General features: G+C 71.9%; 13 protein-coding genes and 2 pseudogenes. 8 read left to right on the plus strand and 7 right to left on the minus strand.

Annotated elements, in window-relative coordinates; translation table 11 throughout:
* Window positions 1-11 precede the first annotated feature (11 nt).
* Both ACIRVH_RS08005 and ACIRVH_RS08010 read left to right on the plus strand, forming a co-directional pair.
* On the plus strand, window positions 12-1,502 hold the full coding sequence (locus ACIRVH_RS08005) for an aldehyde dehydrogenase (RefSeq protein ID WP_403949414.1): 1,491 nt from the start codon (window positions 12-14) through the stop codon (window positions 1,500-1,502).
* Window positions 1,499-2,203 (plus strand): gamma-glutamyl-gamma-aminobutyrate hydrolase family protein, encoded by a 705-nt coding sequence (locus ACIRVH_RS08010; protein ID WP_403949417.1) that lies wholly within the window; start codon window positions 1,499-1,501, stop codon window positions 2,201-2,203. The genes ACIRVH_RS08005 and ACIRVH_RS08010 overlap by 4 nt, the downstream gene beginning before the upstream one ends.
* A gap of 7 nt (window positions 2,204-2,210) precedes the next feature.
* Here ACIRVH_RS08010 and ACIRVH_RS08015 read toward each other — a convergent pair whose 3' ends face one another.
* Complete coding sequence (locus ACIRVH_RS08015) at window positions 2,211-2,783, minus strand: MarR family winged helix-turn-helix transcriptional regulator (protein WP_403949418.1); 573 nt, start codon at window positions 2,781-2,783, stop codon at window positions 2,211-2,213.
* A 155-nt stretch (window positions 2,784-2,938) separates the two neighbouring features.
* Between ACIRVH_RS08015 and ACIRVH_RS08020 the strand changes: the two genes are divergently transcribed.
* A complete protein-coding gene (locus ACIRVH_RS08020; RefSeq protein WP_403949420.1) occupies window positions 2,939-3,781 on the plus strand; it encodes a hypothetical protein in 843 nt (280 codons plus the stop codon).
* On the opposite strand, the pseudogene ACIRVH_RS08025 reads toward ACIRVH_RS08020, so the two are convergent.
* A pseudogene (locus tag ACIRVH_RS08025) lies at window positions 3,768-4,103 on the minus strand (polysaccharide lyase beta-sandwich domain-containing protein); the annotation flags it as partial. The gene ACIRVH_RS08020 and the pseudogene ACIRVH_RS08025 overlap by 14 nt on opposite strands.
* 523 nt (window positions 4,104-4,626) lie before the next feature.
* Between ACIRVH_RS08025 and ACIRVH_RS08030 the strand changes: the two are divergent.
* On the plus strand, window positions 4,627-5,352 hold the full coding sequence (locus ACIRVH_RS08030; protein WP_403949423.1) for a peptidoglycan-binding protein: 726 nt from the start codon (window positions 4,627-4,629) through the stop codon (window positions 5,350-5,352).
* Between the two features lie 307 nt (window positions 5,353-5,659).
* On the opposite strand, the gene ACIRVH_RS08035 is transcribed toward ACIRVH_RS08030, so the two are convergent.
* From ACIRVH_RS08035 to ACIRVH_RS08055, 5 genes are all read right to left on the minus strand, one after another.
* Window positions 5,660-6,037, minus strand: a complete 378-nt coding sequence (locus tag ACIRVH_RS08035) for a hypothetical protein (protein WP_403949426.1) — start codon at window positions 6,035-6,037, stop codon at window positions 5,660-5,662.
* A gap of 459 nt (window positions 6,038-6,496) precedes the next feature.
* On the minus strand, window positions 6,497-7,444 hold the full coding sequence (locus ACIRVH_RS08040; RefSeq protein WP_389172670.1) for a MurR/RpiR family transcriptional regulator: 948 nt from the start codon (window positions 7,442-7,444) through the stop codon (window positions 6,497-6,499).
* A 52-nt stretch (window positions 7,445-7,496) separates the two neighbouring features.
* The gene (locus tag ACIRVH_RS08045; protein WP_403949429.1) at window positions 7,497-9,203 is read right to left on the minus strand and encodes a phospholipid carrier-dependent glycosyltransferase; all 1,707 of its coding nucleotides are present in this window, start codon (window positions 9,201-9,203) and stop codon (window positions 7,497-7,499) included.
* A gap of 100 nt (window positions 9,204-9,303) precedes the next feature.
* Window positions 9,304-11,229 (minus strand): phosphatase PAP2 family protein, encoded by a 1,926-nt coding sequence (locus ACIRVH_RS08050; RefSeq protein ID WP_403949430.1) that lies wholly within the window; start codon window positions 11,227-11,229, stop codon window positions 9,304-9,306.
* Between the two features lie 219 nt (window positions 11,230-11,448).
* Entirely contained in the window at window positions 11,449-12,351 is a 903-nt protein-coding gene (locus tag ACIRVH_RS08055; RefSeq protein ID WP_403949433.1) for a BadF/BadG/BcrA/BcrD ATPase family protein, read from the minus strand.
* Between the two features lie 260 nt (window positions 12,352-12,611).
* Here ACIRVH_RS08055 and ACIRVH_RS08060 point away from each other — a divergent pair, with 260 nt between their 5' ends.
* The 4 genes and pseudogenes from ACIRVH_RS08060 (at window position 12,612) to ACIRVH_RS08075 (ending at window position 17,295) form a co-directional block, all read left to right on the plus strand.
* Window positions 12,612-13,733, plus strand: coding sequence for an ROK family protein (locus tag ACIRVH_RS08060; protein ID WP_403949436.1), 1,122 nt, complete (start codon window positions 12,612-12,614; stop codon window positions 13,731-13,733).
* Window positions 13,734-14,003: 270 nt separating this feature from the next.
* A complete protein-coding gene (locus tag ACIRVH_RS08065) occupies window positions 14,004-15,335 on the plus strand; it encodes an ABC transporter substrate-binding protein (RefSeq protein WP_403949439.1) in 1,332 nt (443 codons plus the stop codon).
* Window positions 15,336-15,388: 53 nt separating this feature from the next.
* A pseudogene (locus tag ACIRVH_RS08070) lies at window positions 15,389-16,359 on the plus strand (carbohydrate ABC transporter permease).
* 48 nt (window positions 16,360-16,407) lie between these two features.
* Window positions 16,408-17,295 (plus strand): carbohydrate ABC transporter permease, encoded by an 888-nt coding sequence (locus ACIRVH_RS08075; protein ID WP_403949441.1) that lies wholly within the window; start codon window positions 16,408-16,410, stop codon window positions 17,293-17,295.
* The last annotated feature ends 1 nt before the right edge of the window (window position 17,296 follow it).

Raw genomic sequence — 17,296 nt, forward strand, 5'->3', positions numbered from 1 at the left:
ACAGGAACACCATGCCGGACGTCACCCATGACGAACTGCTGCGCCGGGCCAAGACCCTCGACCTGCCCGCGCTGCACCACATCGACGGGACCGACGAACCCGGGGGAGGGACGACCTTCGCCGTCGTCTCGCCCCGCGACGGACAGATCCTCACCGAAGTCGCCGACGCGCGGCAGGCCGAGGTCGACCACGCGGTCGCCGCTGCCCGCCGCGCCTTCGACTCCGGCCCCTGGCCGCGCCTGGCACCCGCCGAACGCGGCCGCGTGCTGCTCCGTATCGCCGAACTCCTCGAAGAACAGCGGGAGAAGCTCGCCCTCACCGTCACCCTGGAGATGGGCAAGCCGATCACCGACGCGTACGCCATCGAACTGCGCGCCGCGATCAACACCTTCCGCTGGTACGGCCAGCTGGCCGACAAGCTCACCGACGAGTCCCCGCACACCGCCCCCGACGCCCTCGCCCTCGTCACCCGCGAACCGGCGGGCGTGGTCGGCGCGGTCGTCCCCTGGAACTTCCCGCTCACGCTGGCGAGTTGGAAGGTGGCCCCGGCACTCGCGGCCGGCTGCACGGTCGTCCTGAAGCCGTCCGAGTCCTCCCCGCTGTCGGCGCTGCTGCTCGGCCGGATCGGCACCGAGGCGGGACTGCCCCCGGGTGTGCTCAACATCGTCACTGGCGACGGCCCCACCGCGGGCCGCGCGATCGGCCTGCACCCGGACGTCGACGTCCTCGCCTTCACCGGCTCCACCGCCGTCGGCCGTCACTTCCTGCGCTACTCCGCCGACTCCAACCTCAAGCGGGTCTGGCTCGAACTCGGCGGCAAGTCCCCCAACATCGTCCTGCCCGACGCACCCGACCTCGACCGCGCGGCCGCCACCGCGGCCTGGGGCATCTTCTTCAACCAGGGCGAGATGTGCACCGCGCCCTCCCGGCTCCTCGTGCACTCCTCGATCGCCGAGCGCGTCACCGAGGCCGTCGTACGAAGGGCCCGGGAACTTCGCGTCGGCGACCCGCTCGACCCCGCCACCGAGATGGGCGCCCTCGTCGGCGAAGCCCACCTGGACCGTGTCCTGGACCACGTCACCACCGCTGGCGCCGAGGGCGCCCGCCTGCGCACCGGCGGCGCCCGCGCCCTCGCCGAGACCGGCGGCAGCTACCTCAGCCCCACCGTCTTCGACCGCGTCGGCCCCGGGATGCGGCTGGCCCGCGAGGAGATCTTCGGCCCCGTGCTCGCCGTCCTCACCTTCGACGACCTCGACGAGGCGGTACGGCTCGCCAACGCCACCGATTACGGCCTCGCCGCCGGCCTGTGGACCTCCGACCTGTCCACCGCGCACCGGGTCTCGCGGCAGCTGAAGGCGGGCACGGTCTGGGTCAACTGCTACGAGGAGGGCGACCTGACCGTCCCCTTCGGCGGCATGAAGCAGTCCGGCAACGGCCGCGACAAGTCCGCGCACGCCCTGGAGAAGTACACCGAGCTCAAGACGACCTGGATCCAGCTGTGACCCACCGCCCGCTGATCGCCGTACCCGCCCGCTTCTCCGCGACCACCTCCGCGCTGCGGTACGCCGCCGAGGTCAACGCCCGCGCCCTGATCGAGGCCGTCTGGCGGGCCGGCGGAGAACCCGCGGGCATCCACCCCGCCGAGAGCGACGTCGCCGCCCGGCTCGCCCGCTTCGACGGCGTCCTGCTCCCCGGCGGCGGCGACCTCGCCCCGCACCGCTACGGCGCCGCCACCACCCACGACAGCGTCTACGACGTGGACGAACTGCAGGACACCTTCGACCTCCGGGTCGCCCGCCACGCCCTCGACGCGGGCCTGCCCCTGCTGGCCGTCTGCCGGGGACTGCAGGTCGTCAACGTGGCCCTCGGCGGCAGCCTGGAACAGGACATGGGCGGCCCGGAACACGAACACCGGCACCTCGTGCACCCGGTACGGATCCGGCGCGGCACCCTGCTCGAGGAAGCCACCGGCGCCGAGAAGACGGACGCCTCCTGCTACCACCACCAGCGAGTGGACCGCCCGGGCCAGAGCCTGACCGTCACGGCCACCGCCGCCGACGGCACCGTCGAAGGGCTCGAACTCCCGGGCGCCCGGGGCTGGTTCACCGCCGTGCAGTGGCACCCCGAGGACACGGCACACGAAGACCCCGCCCAGCAGGGCCTGTTCGACGCCCTGGTGAGCGCCGCCCGTACCCGCCTGTGACCACCGGTCAGTTCCTGGCGCGCCGCCCACTGCGCCGGGGTGCCGGCTCGGCCCCGCCGAGCAGCTCCCGGCGGCGCTCCTCGCCGTGCTCCTCGACCTGCAGGACGACCCGCCGCAGCCCCTCCGCGAGGCTGCGGCACTCGGCGTCGCTCAGGCCGGCGGTGACGAACGCCTCCTCCTCGTTGAACTGCGGGAAGACCCGCTGCATCAGATCCTCGCCCTTGTCGGTGAGGCTCAGCAGCACCAGCCGCCCGTCGTCCGGATGCCCGGCCCGGCCGATGAGCCCGCGCGACTCCAGCGTGCGCGCCACGCCGGTGAGCGTGCCCTTGGAGATCCCGGCCTCCTCCGCCACGTGCCGGGTCTCCGACTCGCCCCACACCCAGACCACCCAGAGCACGACGAACGCGGTCCAGGTCAGGTCGGAGCCGCGCAGCACCGAGTTCTCCAGGTGCTGCCGCACCGCGGAGGCGGCCCGGTAGATGTTGGCCACGGCCGCCATCTGCTCCCGGCGGATCGGGACGCCGCCGAGCTTCGCGGACGCGAGCCGTTCGGCTTCGGTGATGGATCGCTGGCCGGGCACGGGCGCTCCTCGGGTCGCTGAGCGGGACACCCACGGCCGGATCCCGGCCACGGGAGATCGTTCGGCCTCAAATTGTACGGAGGGCCGGGCCGGGGACGGGAGCGGCCACCCCTGGACGTAACCTTTCTGCACCCCAGCTGTTCGAGGAGATCCGCATGTCCGCCGCACGTCCCCGCGTCCTCTACGTCACCGACCTGGCGTACCCGGCCAACGGGCGCCGTTACGGCGACGAGGACGTCTTCCTGACCTCGCGGCTGCGTGAGCACTTCGACCTCGCCCTGTGCCATCCGCTGGACGCGGCCGCGCTGATGGACGCCTACGACGCGGTCGTCGTGCGCAACAGCGGGCCCGTCCTCGGCTACCAGAAGGAGTACGAAGCCTTCCGCGCGCGTGCGCTCGACAGCGGCACCCTGGTGTACAACCCGCTCAGCGGCAAGGCGGACATGGCCGGCAAGCAGTACCTGCTCGACCTGAGCGCCGCCGGTTTCCCGGTCATCCCCACCGTCGACCGCGCCGAGGACCTGCACAAGCTGCCGGTGGCCGAGCGCTACGTGGTGAAGCCCAAGATCGGCGCCGACTCCCTCGGCCTGCGGATCCTGCCCGCCGCCGGCGTCGCCGGCCTCACCGACGGCACCGTCCTCGTCCAGCCGTGCGTCGACTTCGCCTACGAGGTGTCCTTCTACTTCGTCGACGACGACTTCCAGTACGCCCTCTACGCACCCGACCCGGCGCGCCGCTGGGAGCTGCGGCCGTACGCCGCCACCGCCGCCGACCTGGAGTTCGCCCGCCACTTCATCGACTGGAACGGGCTCGGCCACGGCGTCCAGCGGGTGGACGCCTGCCGTGCGCCGGACGGCGAGCTGCTCCTGGTCGAGCTGGAGGACCTCAACCCCTACCTGTCCCTGGACACCCTCCCGGAGGAGGCCCGGGACGCCTTCGTCACCGCGCTGACGGCGTCCCTGAGCCGCTTCGTCCAGGGCGCGCTCACCCCAGCCTGACGGTGATCCGCTGCGTCGCGCCCGCCGTCGCGGTCAGATCCCCGAAGGCCAGGGTCAGCGCGGAGCCGGTCGTCGCCGAGGTGACCGTGGCCGGCGCGGACGCCACCGTCGCGACCGGCCGCCGCCAGGTCAGGGTCAGACTTGTGCGCATGCGCATCGGTTCGCTCACCGCGAGCACCGCGGTGCCGTCGTCCTTCTCGGTGATCATCACGCTGCACGGATCGCTCGCGGTGAGCGTTCCGACCGTTCCGCCGAACCAGAAGTTCACGCCGGTGAAGCCGAGCGAGGGCACGGCCACGCCCTGCTGGTCGTGGCTGTTGGCCTGCGCGAGCGTGTTCAGCCGGGTGCAACTGGCGTTCATGTTGCCCGAGTAGCTGTAGGACTCCTGGTCGGTGTCCGGGTCGGCGTACACCAGGTCGGGCCAGAGCGAGCCGGTGGCCGGGGCCATCGTGGCGAGCAGCCCGCGCGCCGTGGCGCCCAGGTCGGCGAGCCGGGACGTGAACGGTTCGGCGGTCGGGTCGAAGCCCTCGCCGAGGATCAGGGTGCGCCACTTCGCGCGCAGCGTCGCGAACTCGTCCGAGGCCGCGAACGCCCGGGTGCCGAGCCCCAGGGCGGCAGCGGTGCCCGCGGAAGCGGTCAGGAAACCACGACGTGACCAAGGAGCCGTCATGACGGCGGTTTCTAGCATGCACTCGCTCAAACACTCAATGCTTCTTATCGAGTTGAGCGTTTCGAGCGTTTAGGGGAGAGGGGGAGAGGGGTGGGGCTGAACGGGTGCGCCGTGTGCGCCGTATCTCAGCACGGGGACCGCGGATCCCGTACGCACGGGACGGAAGGAGAGCAGGGTGCCGACACCGCCCGACCCTGAACAGCCGCACCCCGGACCGGTCCTCGAACCCGTCCGAGTCGTACGACTGCGCCGCTTCGACGCCCTCGCGGAGCTGATGCGCGAGATGCTCCCGGAGCGCGAGACCTTCGAGTCCTTCGAGTCCTTCGGCACGGCACCCCTGTCCGGTGCCGGCGCGCCCCGGACATCCGTCACCGAGGACGACACCCAGGAACTGCCCCCCTTCCCGGCCACCCGGCAGACCCCGCGGAACGGCACCCGCCGCTCGGCCGCGGGGACCCGCCGTGGCGCCGTCGCCGTGGCCGTCGGAGCGGCCGCGGTGGTCGGCTTCGGCTGCGCCCTCCTGCTCCCCACGCGACAGGAGGCGGACGCGAGCCCACAGCCGTCCCACACCACCACGACCACACCGACGACCACCGCTCCGGTCGCGCCCGCCACCACGCCGGCCGCGCCTGCCACCACCCCGGCCGCCGACCCCGACGGCGCGGGCACCCTCCGGCAGGGCGACACCGGCCCACAGGTCGCCGATCTGCAGCAGCGCCTGTTGCGCGTTCCCGACATCTACCGGGACGGCTCGACCAGCGGCACCTACGACGCCGTCCTCACGGCGGCCGTGGCCCGCTTCCAGCTCTGGTACGGCATCAGCGGCGACGAGACAGGCGTCTACGGCAACGACACGCGCCGCGCACTGGAATCCCGGACGAGCCTCGACGTCGGCGGCTGAGCAGCCGGGCTCGAACATCGGGCAACGCCTCGGAAAAACATCGTGGACGACCGGCCGGCAGGCCCCACCATGGGCCTCACCCTGCGGCCCGCCGCCGGGCGCACCTCGCACCACGACCGAAGGCCACGCCGATGACCGGCTCCCGCATCCCGGGCCTGCTAGTGCCCGCCGTCCTCCTGCTGGCCCTGGCCGTAGGCGTCTGCTGGTACTGGCGACACCGCAACGACGACTGACGGCACCGTGACGACCGACGACACGGCGACGACCGGCGACGGCAGAGCTGACCGACGAAGGCCGGCGCCGTGCTTCAGCGAGGCATGCCGCGGGCTGCCAGCGCCTCGCTGACCGCACGGACGCTGCGCGCGATGTGCTGCAGCTGGAGCACCTCGGCCGCGTACAGCTTGATCGTGTGCTCGATGACCGACTCGGGCAGGCCGAGGACGGGCAGCTCGGCCCGCGCGGTCTGCAGAGCCGTCCGGGCCACCCGGATCTCCTGCTGGACCTGGATCTGCGCATGCCGGGCGAGCAGGACGGGGTGCCGGATCAGCGTCGGGTAGCTGGCGTAGCGCGCCGGGACCAGCTCGCGCAGCCACTTGGCCGCCGAGCGTTCCCAGTCGTAGCTGCCGGGCATCTTGACCTGGCAGGGCCAGTCGGGGCTGAGGCGCGTGGTGGTGGTCAAGGACATGGGCAATCGCTTCCGGTGTGCGGCGTCGTGAGGGTGGTCCGACGGTTTGGGGCGGCCCCGGCCTAGGGGATGGCCGGGGCCGCCACGGGCGCATCGCCTGGGCGGTGCGCCACCGAACACCCTGATCGCCGACGTGGGTAGGGGACGGCGGCAGAGGGTGTCCGTGCGGGGGCCCCGGGCGCGGAGGACCTGCGCGGCTGGAGTGCTTGCGTGCGCATGGGCGGTCCGTCGGCTTTCTCGGGGCGGTGTGCGAGCGGTGAGTCCCGCAGGTGTGGAACGAGCCCAAAGTCGACCGGGCGAGATCCGTGAGCAGTATTTATATATACCGACGGGTTTGCAAGACGTATGAAAACATTCATGCGGGATATGCGTTGAATGATCCTCTGACGGCGAAAGATCCCCGTGCGGGGTGCGGATGACAGGAAGAACTGCGGGAAGGGTCTCCCGCGGCCGGAAGGTTCAGTCCTTCAGGAAGAACTGCTGCTGGTCGGCGACCTGTTCGTACTTCTCCAGGCGGGCCTGCGTGCGCTCCGGATCGGCGTCGGTCATGGCCTGCAGCAGGGCCGCGGCCATCACTCCGGGCGCCGCGTAGGAGTCGAAGACCAGGCGGGAGCCGGTGCCGGTGGCGAAGGTGACGTCGGCCTCGTCGGCCAGCGGGCCGAGCGCCAGGTCGGTGATCAGGGCAACCTTCAGGCCCGCCTCGCGTGCGACCCGGAGCGCCGTGAGCGTCTCCTGTGCGTGCCGGGGCATGGCGAACGCCAGCACCCAGGTGCCGCCGGCCTCGCGCGACTGCAGCAGCGCGTCGTAGGCCACGCTGCCGCCGCGCGTCACCAGCCGTACGTCGGGATGGATGCGGCGGGCGGCATAGCCGAAGTACTCGGCCAGCGACACGGAGATGCGCAGTCCCAGCACGGTCAGCGGGGTGGAGCGGGACAGCGCGCGGCCGACCTGGATCACCCGGTCGGGGTCGGCGAAGTCGCGGCGCATGTTCTCCAGGTTCTGGATCTCGGCGTCGACGGCCGCCTGGAGCTCGTTGGCGCGGTCCACCTCGCCGGGCCCGCCCGCCAGCGTGCTCAGTGCGATCGACTGGAGCTTCTCCCGCAGCGCCGGGTAGCCGCTGAAGCCGACGGCGGCCGCGAAGCGGGTCACGGAGGGCTGGCTGACGCCCACCCGGTCCGCCAGCTCGGTGATCGACAGGAACGCCGCCTCGGTGATGTGCTCGATCAGGTACTGGGCGACGCGACGCTGGCCCGGGGACAGCCGGGGGCCGTCGAAGAGTTCCCTGAGCTGGGAGGTCGGTGCGGCCCCGGCCTCCGGCGCGGTCTTGCCCGAGGTGATCGCTGATGCCTGGGCGCGTGCCTGCTGCGGCGAGGGCGCCGACCCTTCTTCTTTGTCTCCCACGACCACTCAACATAGCTCACCGACCGTCATGACCAGGGGCTGTGACGGGCAGGCAGGCTCACCGCCGATACAAGGTGATCGAATGACCCACTTGATCGACTGGGCGGCTTGACTCGATCAATTCAGCCAATCGACCACGTGCCTTGGCCACCGCGGAGTCCGACACGACGAGCAGTCCGTGCACCCGGCCGGGCGGCACCGTGCGCGGATCGACGGCACGGATGCCGTAGTACGACGGCACGCCGCTGCCCTTGTAGACCAGCCACACCCGCTCGCCCGGGTACCGCTGCCGGAGCCGGTCGGCGAGCCGGCCGAGGTCCTGGCCCCAGTCCACGTTGGAGTCGTGCAGCAGCCGGTGGGTGTTGGCCGGCCCGCCGAACGCCTCGTTGGCGTACGGCAGGTAGTACGGGAACGTGCGCAGCGAACTCACCGCCACCCACAGCACCAGGAGCCCCGTCAGCACACCCGACCAGCGCCATCGCAGCGCGCGCACGCACGCTCCCGCCACCGCGAGGAACACCGGCACGAACAATGCGTACCGGGTCCCGAAGTCCCGCGAACCCGTCATCGCCGCCGCCAGCAGCACCGCGGGCGGCAGCAGCAGATACGGTGCGGCGGGCCGAAGCCGTCGCACCGTCAGTACGGCCACGGCACCGGCCGCGCCCAGCGCGAGCAGCCCGAGCGGTGTCTTCACCAGCAGGGCGACGGGCAGGTAGTACCAGAGCGATCCCGTGTACAGACGCCCGAACAGATAGCCCTGCCAGGGGTAGTCCTCCAGCCCGAACTGCACCCGCATCCCCGCCCGGTACGCCTCCGGCAACGGCAGCAGGTCCGTCACGCGCCCGCGCAGCCCGTGCACGGCCGGCACCGGCTCGGCGGGTGTGAACCGCAGCAGGGGATCGACCGCCAGATACGTGCCCCACACGACGGCGACCGCCACCAGCGCCACGACCGCCGCCCCCGCGAGCCCCAGGAGCGCCTTCCGGCGCCGCTCGGCACCCCGCCGGGCCGCCCCCACCGACACCACCGCGAGCAGCATCACCACGGGGATCGCCGGCAGCGCGCTCATCTTCGTCGCCACCGCCGCCCCGAGGGCCGCCCCGGAGAGCGGCAGATACAACCGGGGCCGGTCCCGGGCCCGCCACACCAGCCAGACGGACGTCAGCACGAACCCGGCCGCCGGCACGTCCAGCGTGGCCAGCGAGCCGTGCGCGATCACGTCCGGCGAGAAGGCGTACAGCGCGAGCGCCGCCAGCCCGCCCGCCGAACCCGTCAGCTCATGCGCGAACGCGAACACCACCAGCGCGAACAGCAGGGTCAGCGCGATCACCGGCAGCCGTGCCCACAGCATCAGCCGCCATGGATCGTTGCCCGACTCGTACAGCAGATGCCGGCCCACCTCGCCCTGGGTGCCGGTGTACGACGGGTCGTAGTGCGGGTCCGCCACCGCCACCCCGGCCGCGATCAGCAACTTGCCGAGCGGCGGGTGCTCGGGGTTGTACCGCACCCGGTGCTCACGCACATAGTCGGTGGCCGTTGCCACGTACACGGGTTCGTCGATGGTGGGCGTCTGCCGGACCGCCGTGGTGACCATCGCGGCGGCCATCTGGGCCAGCAGCAGTGCCACCAGGAGCGGCACCAGCCACCGCCGCCGGCGGCGCAGCCCGGCGTACAGCCGGTCCCGGGCCGTACGCCGCCGGGGGCCGTCGTCCGCGGGGGCCTCGGCTACGAGGACCTGGGCCGTGTGCTGTGCGCGCGCCATCATCCGCCCCACGGTGGCACCGGCCGTGCGGTGGCGGGAGCCGGGCCCTGTCGCCGAAGCCGGATCATGGCCCTACTGTCGCACCGCTCCCGCCACCGGGGCGTCACCGCTTCACGAGTCGTACCGACAGACCTTCTGCCGTGTACACGGGTACGGCCCGCAGCACGTCGGAGTTCACCTCCACGCGGTCGAACTGCCCGCGCAGCCGGGGCACGTCGAGCACCGGCAGCATGCTGCCCGCGGCCGGCGGCCGCTCGGTGTCCAGTCGCAGCGACAGCACGGCCGAACGGCCCAGTACCGCCAGGTGCTTCACGGTCAGTGGCGCCTTGTGGCCCGTGCACAGGGTGACCTTCAGGGTGCCGGAGTCCTGGGCGTACCCGCCCCGCACCCGCAGCCGCTCGTCGACCCGCAGGGTGCCGCCCGAGACCCGCACGTCCCCGTGGCCGAGGGCGTCCTCGGAACCGGCCGTCAGCGCACCGGACTTCAGCACCGTCCCGCCCGTGTACCGGTTGCGGCCGCTCAGCGTCAGCGTGCCGGTGCCCCGCTTGGCCAGGCCGCCGCACCCGTCGATGTCGTTGCGCCAGCTGTCGGCCGCCGAGAAACCGCCGGCGGCCGCGTCCAGGGTGACGGTGACGTCGGAGTCGAAGGCGCCGTAACCGTCGGCGGCGGCGAACAGGTCCAGCCGCCCCCACTGCTCGGCGCCGTCGAGCAGCACGTATCCGGCGGGCAGCCCGGTGGTGCGCAGCACCTCGCGACGCTGGTCCGCGTCCAGGTACGGCAGCCGGGTCTCCAACAGCACCTCGGCGCCCTTCGGCACGGTCAGCGGCGCGCTGTGGCCCTGCCGGGTGAGCACGTACGTCAACCGGGGCCGGACCGAACGGGCGTTGGCGTCCCGGTCGGCGTACGGGTCGGTGTCCTGGTGCGCGTAGGCGTACAGGGTGTCGGCGGTGGTGCCGGTCTGCGCGGTGAAGTGGGCGAGGGCCTGGGCGCGGGCGGCGGCCTTCAGCCCGGCGTTGGCCGGGTCGGCGAGGGTGGCAGCGGCCAGCGCGGTGGCCATGACGCGGCCGCCGATGACGTCGACGGTGTGGTGCATGCCCGCCACGATCCGGGTGTGGCTCAGCTCGAAGGCGCGCGTCACCAGCTCCTGGAACCGCTCGGGCACCGCGTACGCGTAGGCGAGGGCGGCCAGGTGGAAGGCGTTGGTGTGGCCGCTCGGGAATCCGCCGTCGTCGGCCGGTGAGGTGCCGCGCTGCCGCAGCAACTGCGGGGCGACCACCACGTCGGACTCGTACACCGGGTAGCCGAGCGCGTCCTTCGCGCCGGTGTCGACGACCTCGCTGTCCGCGTTCATGCGCCACGGACGCGGGTACTGGTAGGCGTACTTGGCCGGGTTGCCGGAGGCGTACGGACCGCGCACGGTGTCGACCAGTTCGGCGACCTTGCCGAGCGCGGAGTCGTGGGCACCGGCGCCGAGGGCCGAGCCGGCCGGGGCGTTCGCGGGCACCGCGTCGCTGACGGTGGTCGCCGGGGTGCCGTCGGGTGCGCCGGTGATCGAGGTGACCGCCCTGGCGCCCGCCCGGTAGAGGTCGGCCAGCGGGCCGAGGCCGGCGATCATCGCGTAGCTCTGGTGCTGGCGGTCGTAGACGAACGCCTCCTTCGCCTGCGCGTCGGTGCGCTCGGTGGTGGTCCGGGCGCAGTAGAGCATGTTGGCGCGCAGTACCTCGGGGCGCAGCGGGGTACCGGTGTTCCAGGCCGAGCCGGTCTTCCACACCTGGGCGAAGCCGCCGAGGATCCGGACCACCGCGTTGGTCTCGGGGGTGAGGTTGGCGAGGACGTTGGTCCGGTAGTCGTCGACGAACGCAGCGGGGACGGTAGCGGCCTTGGCGTCGGCGGCGGACAGCCACGCGGCGAAGGTCGGTGCGACGAGCACGCCCGCCGACGCGCCCAGCGAGGTCTTGAGGAAACCGCGTCGGCCCAGGGCGGTTCCACGGGCCGGCGAGGAGGAGCGGAGCCCGGCGGGTGACGGCATGCGTGTGCCTCTCTGGAGTTCTTCGGCCGGACGACGGCCGGGGAGTGGCCCACGGGACCGCCCGGCGCGCGCGGCCGGGACGCCCGGCCGCGATGTGCCGGATTGTGCGATCCCGTGGGAAAGAAGTTGAACGAGTGAATATCTAGGGCGGGGTCGTGTCCCGTCGGGGAGTCCCCGGCGACGCGGGCGTGTGGGGCAGGTGAATGCGGGGCGTGCCGTTCACAGGATCGAACGCCCCAGCGCCACCGCCCCGTTGACGGGCGGCACCCGCAACGGGTGCGGCCGTGCGTCGGGCAGGGCGGCGGCGAGCGCGGCCGTGAAGGCGTCGTACAGGAGCGGCTGGGCGAGGACTGTGCTGCCCGCGACCACCACGTCGTCCACGGCGAGGCCGCGGTCGGCGAGCCGGACCACGAGCGCGGCGAGGGAGCGGCCCCCGGCCGCTATCACGTCGCGGGCGAGCCCGGAGCCCGCTTCTGCGGCCGAGAAGAGGACCGGGGCGTGCCGGCCCCACTCGGCGGAGACGTCCGTGGCGCCCTCCAACGCCGCGCCGAGCGCGGGCACTTCGGGCACGCCGAACGCGGCGAGCAGTGCGGAGGCCAGCGCGTCGGGCGCGGCGCCGCGGTCGTGGGCGGCCCAGCAGGCCCGTGCGGCCTCCCGGACCAGCCCGGCCGAGCCGCCCTCGTCGCCGAGGGCCGCGCCCCAGCCGCCGACCTGCACCGGGGCGCCGTCCGCCGCGCGGCCGACCGCGACCGAGCCGGTGCCCGCGACCAGACCGACCCCCTTCTCCAGCCCGGCGGCGGGGACGAGGAGTTCGGCGTCGCCGACGATCAGCGCGGGCGCGTCCAGGACGTCGCCCAGGGCGGCCCGGATCGCGGCGCACTGGCGTGGTGTCTCGCAGGCGTGCCCGCCCACGGCGAGGGCGGCCGGGCGGAGACCGGCCGGCAGGGCGTCGTCGAGCAGTGCCGCCAGCCAGGCCGCGGCGGCGGCCGGGGCGTGCGGCCGCCAGCCGCTGCTGGAACGGACGCGGTCGGCGACCAGTTCGCCCCCGGCCAGTGCCCGGAGATGGGTCTTGGTGCCGCCCACGTCGATCCCGACCACGAGGGGATGCGGAACGTCCTGCACGGATCCTCTTTCGTCGTCCGCAGGGAGCTGTGCTGCAGGGGCCGTGCTCCCTGGTGCTGTGCTGCGACGGCGGGCGAACCGCGCCGGGATGAACGGCTGCAGAAGGTGTCGGGAAGCCCCGGGACGGGCTTCGGCTGCGGTCACGGCAGGCGAGTACCGTGGAGTTCGTTAGGAAATTAACTAACGAAGTAGAGTGCGTCAAGAGGCACGCAATCCCGGCGCCCTCACCAGCAGACTGCGGCTCGAATCTGGGGGAGAGCATGATCCTGAGCGAGAGCGCCCGCGCGGTGTTCGCCGTCCTGGCCGCGGCCGGCACCGCCACCCGCCCCAGGCTGGCGGCCGACGCGGGACTTTCGAAACCGACGGTCTCCGCAGCCGTGGCCGAGCTGGAGGCCGCGGGGCTCGCCGCCCACTCCGGTACGGCCTCCAGCGGCACCGGCCGCACCGCCGCCGTCTACCGCCTCGGCCCGGCCGCCGGGACCGTGCTCGCCGTGGACCTCGGCCCCGACCGCACGCGGGTACGCGGCTGCGCCCTCGACGGCAGCCTGCTCGCCGAGGCCACCACCTCCCGGGCCGATGCCGCAGACGCCGTACGCGAGACCCTCGCCGCGCTGCCCGCAGACGCCCCGCTGCGCACCATCGTCGTCGCCGTCGGCGACGTCACCGCACAGGACCACGAGGGCACCGGCATGCGGCCCGCGACCGCCAAGGCCGGGCCCGCCTACGACGCGATGGCCGTCGCACTGCCGCCCGGTGTCCCCGTCCACCTCGAGAACAACGTGAACTGCGCGGCGCTCGCCGAGCTGCACGAGGGCGCCGCCCGCGGCCGCCACACCTTCGGCTATCTGCGGATCGGCGTGGGCGTCGGCCTCGGCATCGTCGTCGGCGGCCGGGTGCTGCGCGGAGCGAACGGCGCCGCGGGCGAGCTGGCCCGGCTGCCCTACCCCTGGGACGACGACCGCGAGCCGCGCCGCGAGGCCCTGGAGGAGTACGTCGGAGCGCACTCCCTGCTGCACCGGGCCGCGGAGGCCTGGCAGTCCGCCGACGGCCCGCGCCCCCGCACCACCGAGCAGCTCTTCGCCCTCGCCGCCGAGGGCCGGGCGACGGCCCGCGCCGTCGTCGCCCGCCATGCCGCCGACGTGGGCCGGCTCGCCGCCGCCGTGGCCGCCGTGCTGGATCCCGGACTGATCGTGCTCGGCGGCAGCACCGGCGCCGACCCGCAGCTCCTGCCCGGTGTCCGGGCCGAACTGGAGCGGCTGAGCTGGCCCACCGAGGTGGTCAGCAGCACGGTCGGGGACCTCGGCACCGTCACCGGCGCGGCCGGGCTCGCGATCGCACGCGGAGTCCAAACCGTGACCGAGGCCGTGCGGGCGAAGGATTGACGGCCTCCGACTCGGTCTGCCAATGTCCGGACAAGCGCTTTCTAAGCCGGGCGGGACCCCGGCTCGAGGGTGGGCGTCCCGACCGTACGTGACGTACGGCAGCCACGCGAGGGCGTGCTCGCTGGGCAACGGCCGTCAGGGCCGGGGACCGCACCCGTCAGGGGTGCGCGGCCGGGCGAGGCCGCGTACCGGAAAGCGATTCCAACACCAAGGCGCCCGAGCCGAGTTGACCGGCTCCGGGATCCGTCACGCACCTTCAGGGAGGACCCGGTGGGTCACCAGATCTCGCGCAGAACCCTCTTCCGCACCGCGAGCGGACTGGCCGTCGCCGGCGCGCTCGGCCCCACCCTCGCCGCCTGTGCCGGCGGCACCGGGGCGGGCAGCGACAGCGGCAAGCTGACCATGACCTGGTGGGGCAGCGACGACCGGCACGCCGCGTACAAGAAGGCCCTCGCCTACTTCGAGAAGAAGAACTCGAAGATCGAGATCGAGACCCGTTACCAGGGCTACGACGGCTACTTCGACAAGTTCAACACCCAGGTCGCCGGCGGCAGCGCCCCCGACCTGCTGCAGATGGACACCGCGCTGGTCGCGCAGTACGCCCGCAAGGGCATCCTCGCCCCGCTCGACTCCTACGTCGGCAAGTCCCTGGACCTGACCGGCTTCTCCAAGACGCTCCTGGCCGCCGGCACCGTCGACGGCAAGCTGTACGGCGTCCCGTCCGGCATCGGCGTCAACCAGCTCACCGTCAACCGCTCCGGCCTGGAGCAGCTCGGCCTGAAGCTGCCCGACCGCGAGTGGACCTGGAACGACCTGAAGAAGATCGCGACCGACGTCTACAAGAAGAGCGGCGGCAAGCAGTACGGCGTCGACGACGGCGGCGGCTCCACCCTCCAGTGCTTCGAGATCTTCGCCCGAGAGAAGGGCCGGCAGTTCTTCTCCGACGACGGCAAGAAGCTCGGCTTCACCGCCGACACCCTGCAGGAGTGGTGGGAGTTCTGGGCCGGGATGCGGCGGGACCACGCCTGCCCGCCGCCCGCTGTCACCTCGGCCGCGCACAACGACCTCACCAAGAACGCGGTGGTCATCGGCAAGGCCCTGTTCACCTTCGACTCCGGTGTCTACGGCGCCGGCGGCTCGATCACCGACGCCCAGCTGGACTTCCTGCCCACCCCGCAGGGCGACTGGTCCGGCGCCCGCGAGGGCAACTTCGTCAACGGCGGTGTGCTGCTGAGCGCCACCAAGGCCGGCAAGCAGATCGCCGACTCGGTGAAGATCATGGACTTCTTCGCCCAGGACGCCACCGCCATCAAGGACATGCAGCTGCTGCGCGGCATCCCGCCGACCGAGAAGGCCCGTTCGCTGATCTCCGGCGGGCTGACCGAGACCGACAAGCTGAACATGGCGAACGCCGACTACATCTCCCAGCGGGTCTCCAAGGCCGCGGGCGCGCTGCCCGCGCCGGTGCCCCCGCCCAAGGGCGCGGACCAGATCTGGGACCTGCTGTTCCAGTCCAACCTGGCGGTCGCCTTCGGCAAGAAGACCATCAAGGCACAGCTGAGCGAGTTCTTCGACCAGGCGCAGTCGATCCTCGCGGGCTGACCGCCCGCCCCAGCACAGTCAGGCACCGGGAGAGGGGCAGGGAGAAGATGAGCATGACCACCACCAAGACCGACGAGGTCGTGGGGGAGGCGCCGGCGATCCCCGCCGACCAGTGCGAGCGGGAACGGATGCGCCGGCGCGCCGCCAGACGGCGCGGCGGGGGCAGGTGGCCGTACCTCTTCCTGGCCCCCTGGTTCGTCGGCCTGTTCGGCCTGACGATCTACCCGATGCTGGACTCGCTGTACCTGTCGTTCACGGACTTCGACCTGCTCTCGTCCGCCAAGTGGGTCGGCACCGAGAACTACTCGCACATGTTCACCGACGACCCGGTGTTCTGGGACTCGGTGCACGCCACCCTGCTGTACGTCCTCGTCTCCGTGCCGCTGAAGCTGGCGCTCGCGCTCGGCGTGGCGATGCTCCTCAACCGGGACCTGAAGGGCATGGGCCTGTACCGGGCCGCCTTCTATCTGCCCTCGCTGCTGGGCGGAGCGGTGGCCATCGCCATCGTGTGGCGCCAGGTCTTCGGCGGCGACGGCCTGTTCAACGACTTCCTCGGCTGGTTCGGCATCAAGGGCCAGGACTGGATCTCCAGCCCCGACTCCGCGCTCTACACGCTCGTCCTGCTCGCCGTCTGGCAGTTCGGCACACCGATGGTCATCTTCCTCGCCGGACTCAAACAGCTGCCGAAGGACGTGTAGGGGCGGCGGCGATCGACGGCGCCCGGCCCGTCACCCGGTTCTTCCGGATCACCCTTCCGCTGCTCACGCCGATCGTCTTCTTCAACGTGGTCCTGCAGATCATCGACGCGTTCAAGACGTTCACCCCCGCCTTTGTGATCAGCAACGGCACCGGGGGACCGCTCAACTCGACCATGCTGTACTCCCTCTACCTGTACAAGAAGGGCTTCACCGACCTGCAGATGGGGTACGCCTCGGCGCTGGCCTGGGTGCTGTTCCTGGTCATCGCCGGCTTCACGGCGGTCAACTTCGTCGCCGGCCGCTACTGGGTGCATTACGACGACTGACGTCGTCAGAGTCCAATTCGACGCCTGAGCGAGGAGTCCTCACCCCCCATGTCCGCCATCACCCCGCCCCGCCCCTCGACGTCGCCGCTGCAGAAGCTCCGCTCGGCCACCGGCACCCGCCGCATCTTCCTCCACACCGTGCTCATCGGCGTCGCGGTCGTCATGCTGTACCCGTTGCTGTGGATGCTGAGCAGCTCGCTCAAGCCCGACACCGAGATCTTCACCCACCCCGGGCTGATCCCGGACCGGCTGCACCCGCAGAACTACTCCGAGGGCTGGAGCGGCTCCGGCAACTCCTTCTCCCTCTACATCACCAACTCGCTGATCGTCACGATCGGCGCGGTGATCGGAAACATCATCTCCTGCTCGCTGGCCGCCTACGCGTTCGCGCGCTTCGAGTTCCGGGGCAAGAAGATCTGGTTCGGACTGATGCTCGGCACGCTGATGCTGCCCACGCAGGCCGTCCTGATCCCGCAGTACACGATCTTCTACAACCTGACCTGGATCAACACCTACCTCCCGCTGATCGTGCCGAAGTTCCTGGCCACGGACGCGTTCTTCATCTTCCTGATGGTCCAGTTCATCCGTTCCATCCCGCGCGAGCTGGACCAGGCGGCCATGATGGACGGCGCCAACCCCCTGCAGATCTACTGGAAGATCATCCTGCCGCTGATGAAGCCGGCCCTGATCACCACCACGATCTTCACCTTCATCTGGACGTACGACGACTTCCTGCACCAGCTCGTCTACCTCCAGCAGAACGACACGTTCACGGTCCCGCTCGGGCTGACCCTGTTCCTGGACCAGACGAGCGGCTCCTCGTACGGCGCAATGTTCGCCATGTCGACCATCGCGCTTGCGCCCACGCTCATCTGCTTCCTCATCTTCCAGAAGAGGCTGGTGGAAGGCATGGCGACCTCCGGCATGAAGGGCTGAT

Source organism: Streptomyces sp. NPDC101165 (assembly GCF_044768135.1).
Classification (GTDB): domain Bacteria; phylum Actinomycetota; class Actinomycetes; order Streptomycetales; family Streptomycetaceae; genus Streptomyces.

Coding starts and splice junctions, on each gene's coding strand:
- ACIRVH_RS08005 (WP_403949414.1), top strand. CDS start 12: ATGCCGGACGTCACCCATGACGAACTGCTGCGCCGGGCCAAGACCCTC.
- ACIRVH_RS08020 (WP_403949420.1), top strand. CDS start 2,939: ATGTCCGCCGCACGTCCCCGCGTCCTCTACGTCACCGACCTGGCGTAC.
- ACIRVH_RS08035 (WP_403949426.1), bottom strand. CDS start 6,037: ATGTCCTTGACCACCACCACGCGCCTCAGCCCCGACTGGCCCTGCCAG.
- ACIRVH_RS08045 (WP_403949429.1), bottom strand. CDS start 9,203: ATGATGGCGCGCGCACAGCACACGGCCCAGGTCCTCGTAGCCGAGGCC.
- ACIRVH_RS08050 (WP_403949430.1), bottom strand. CDS start 11,229: ATGCCGTCACCCGCCGGGCTCCGCTCCTCCTCGCCGGCCCGTGGAACC.
- ACIRVH_RS08060 (WP_403949436.1), top strand. CDS start 12,612: ATGATCCTGAGCGAGAGCGCCCGCGCGGTGTTCGCCGTCCTGGCCGCG.
- ACIRVH_RS08075 (WP_403949441.1), top strand. CDS start 16,408: ATGTCCGCCATCACCCCGCCCCGCCCCTCGACGTCGCCGCTGCAGAAG.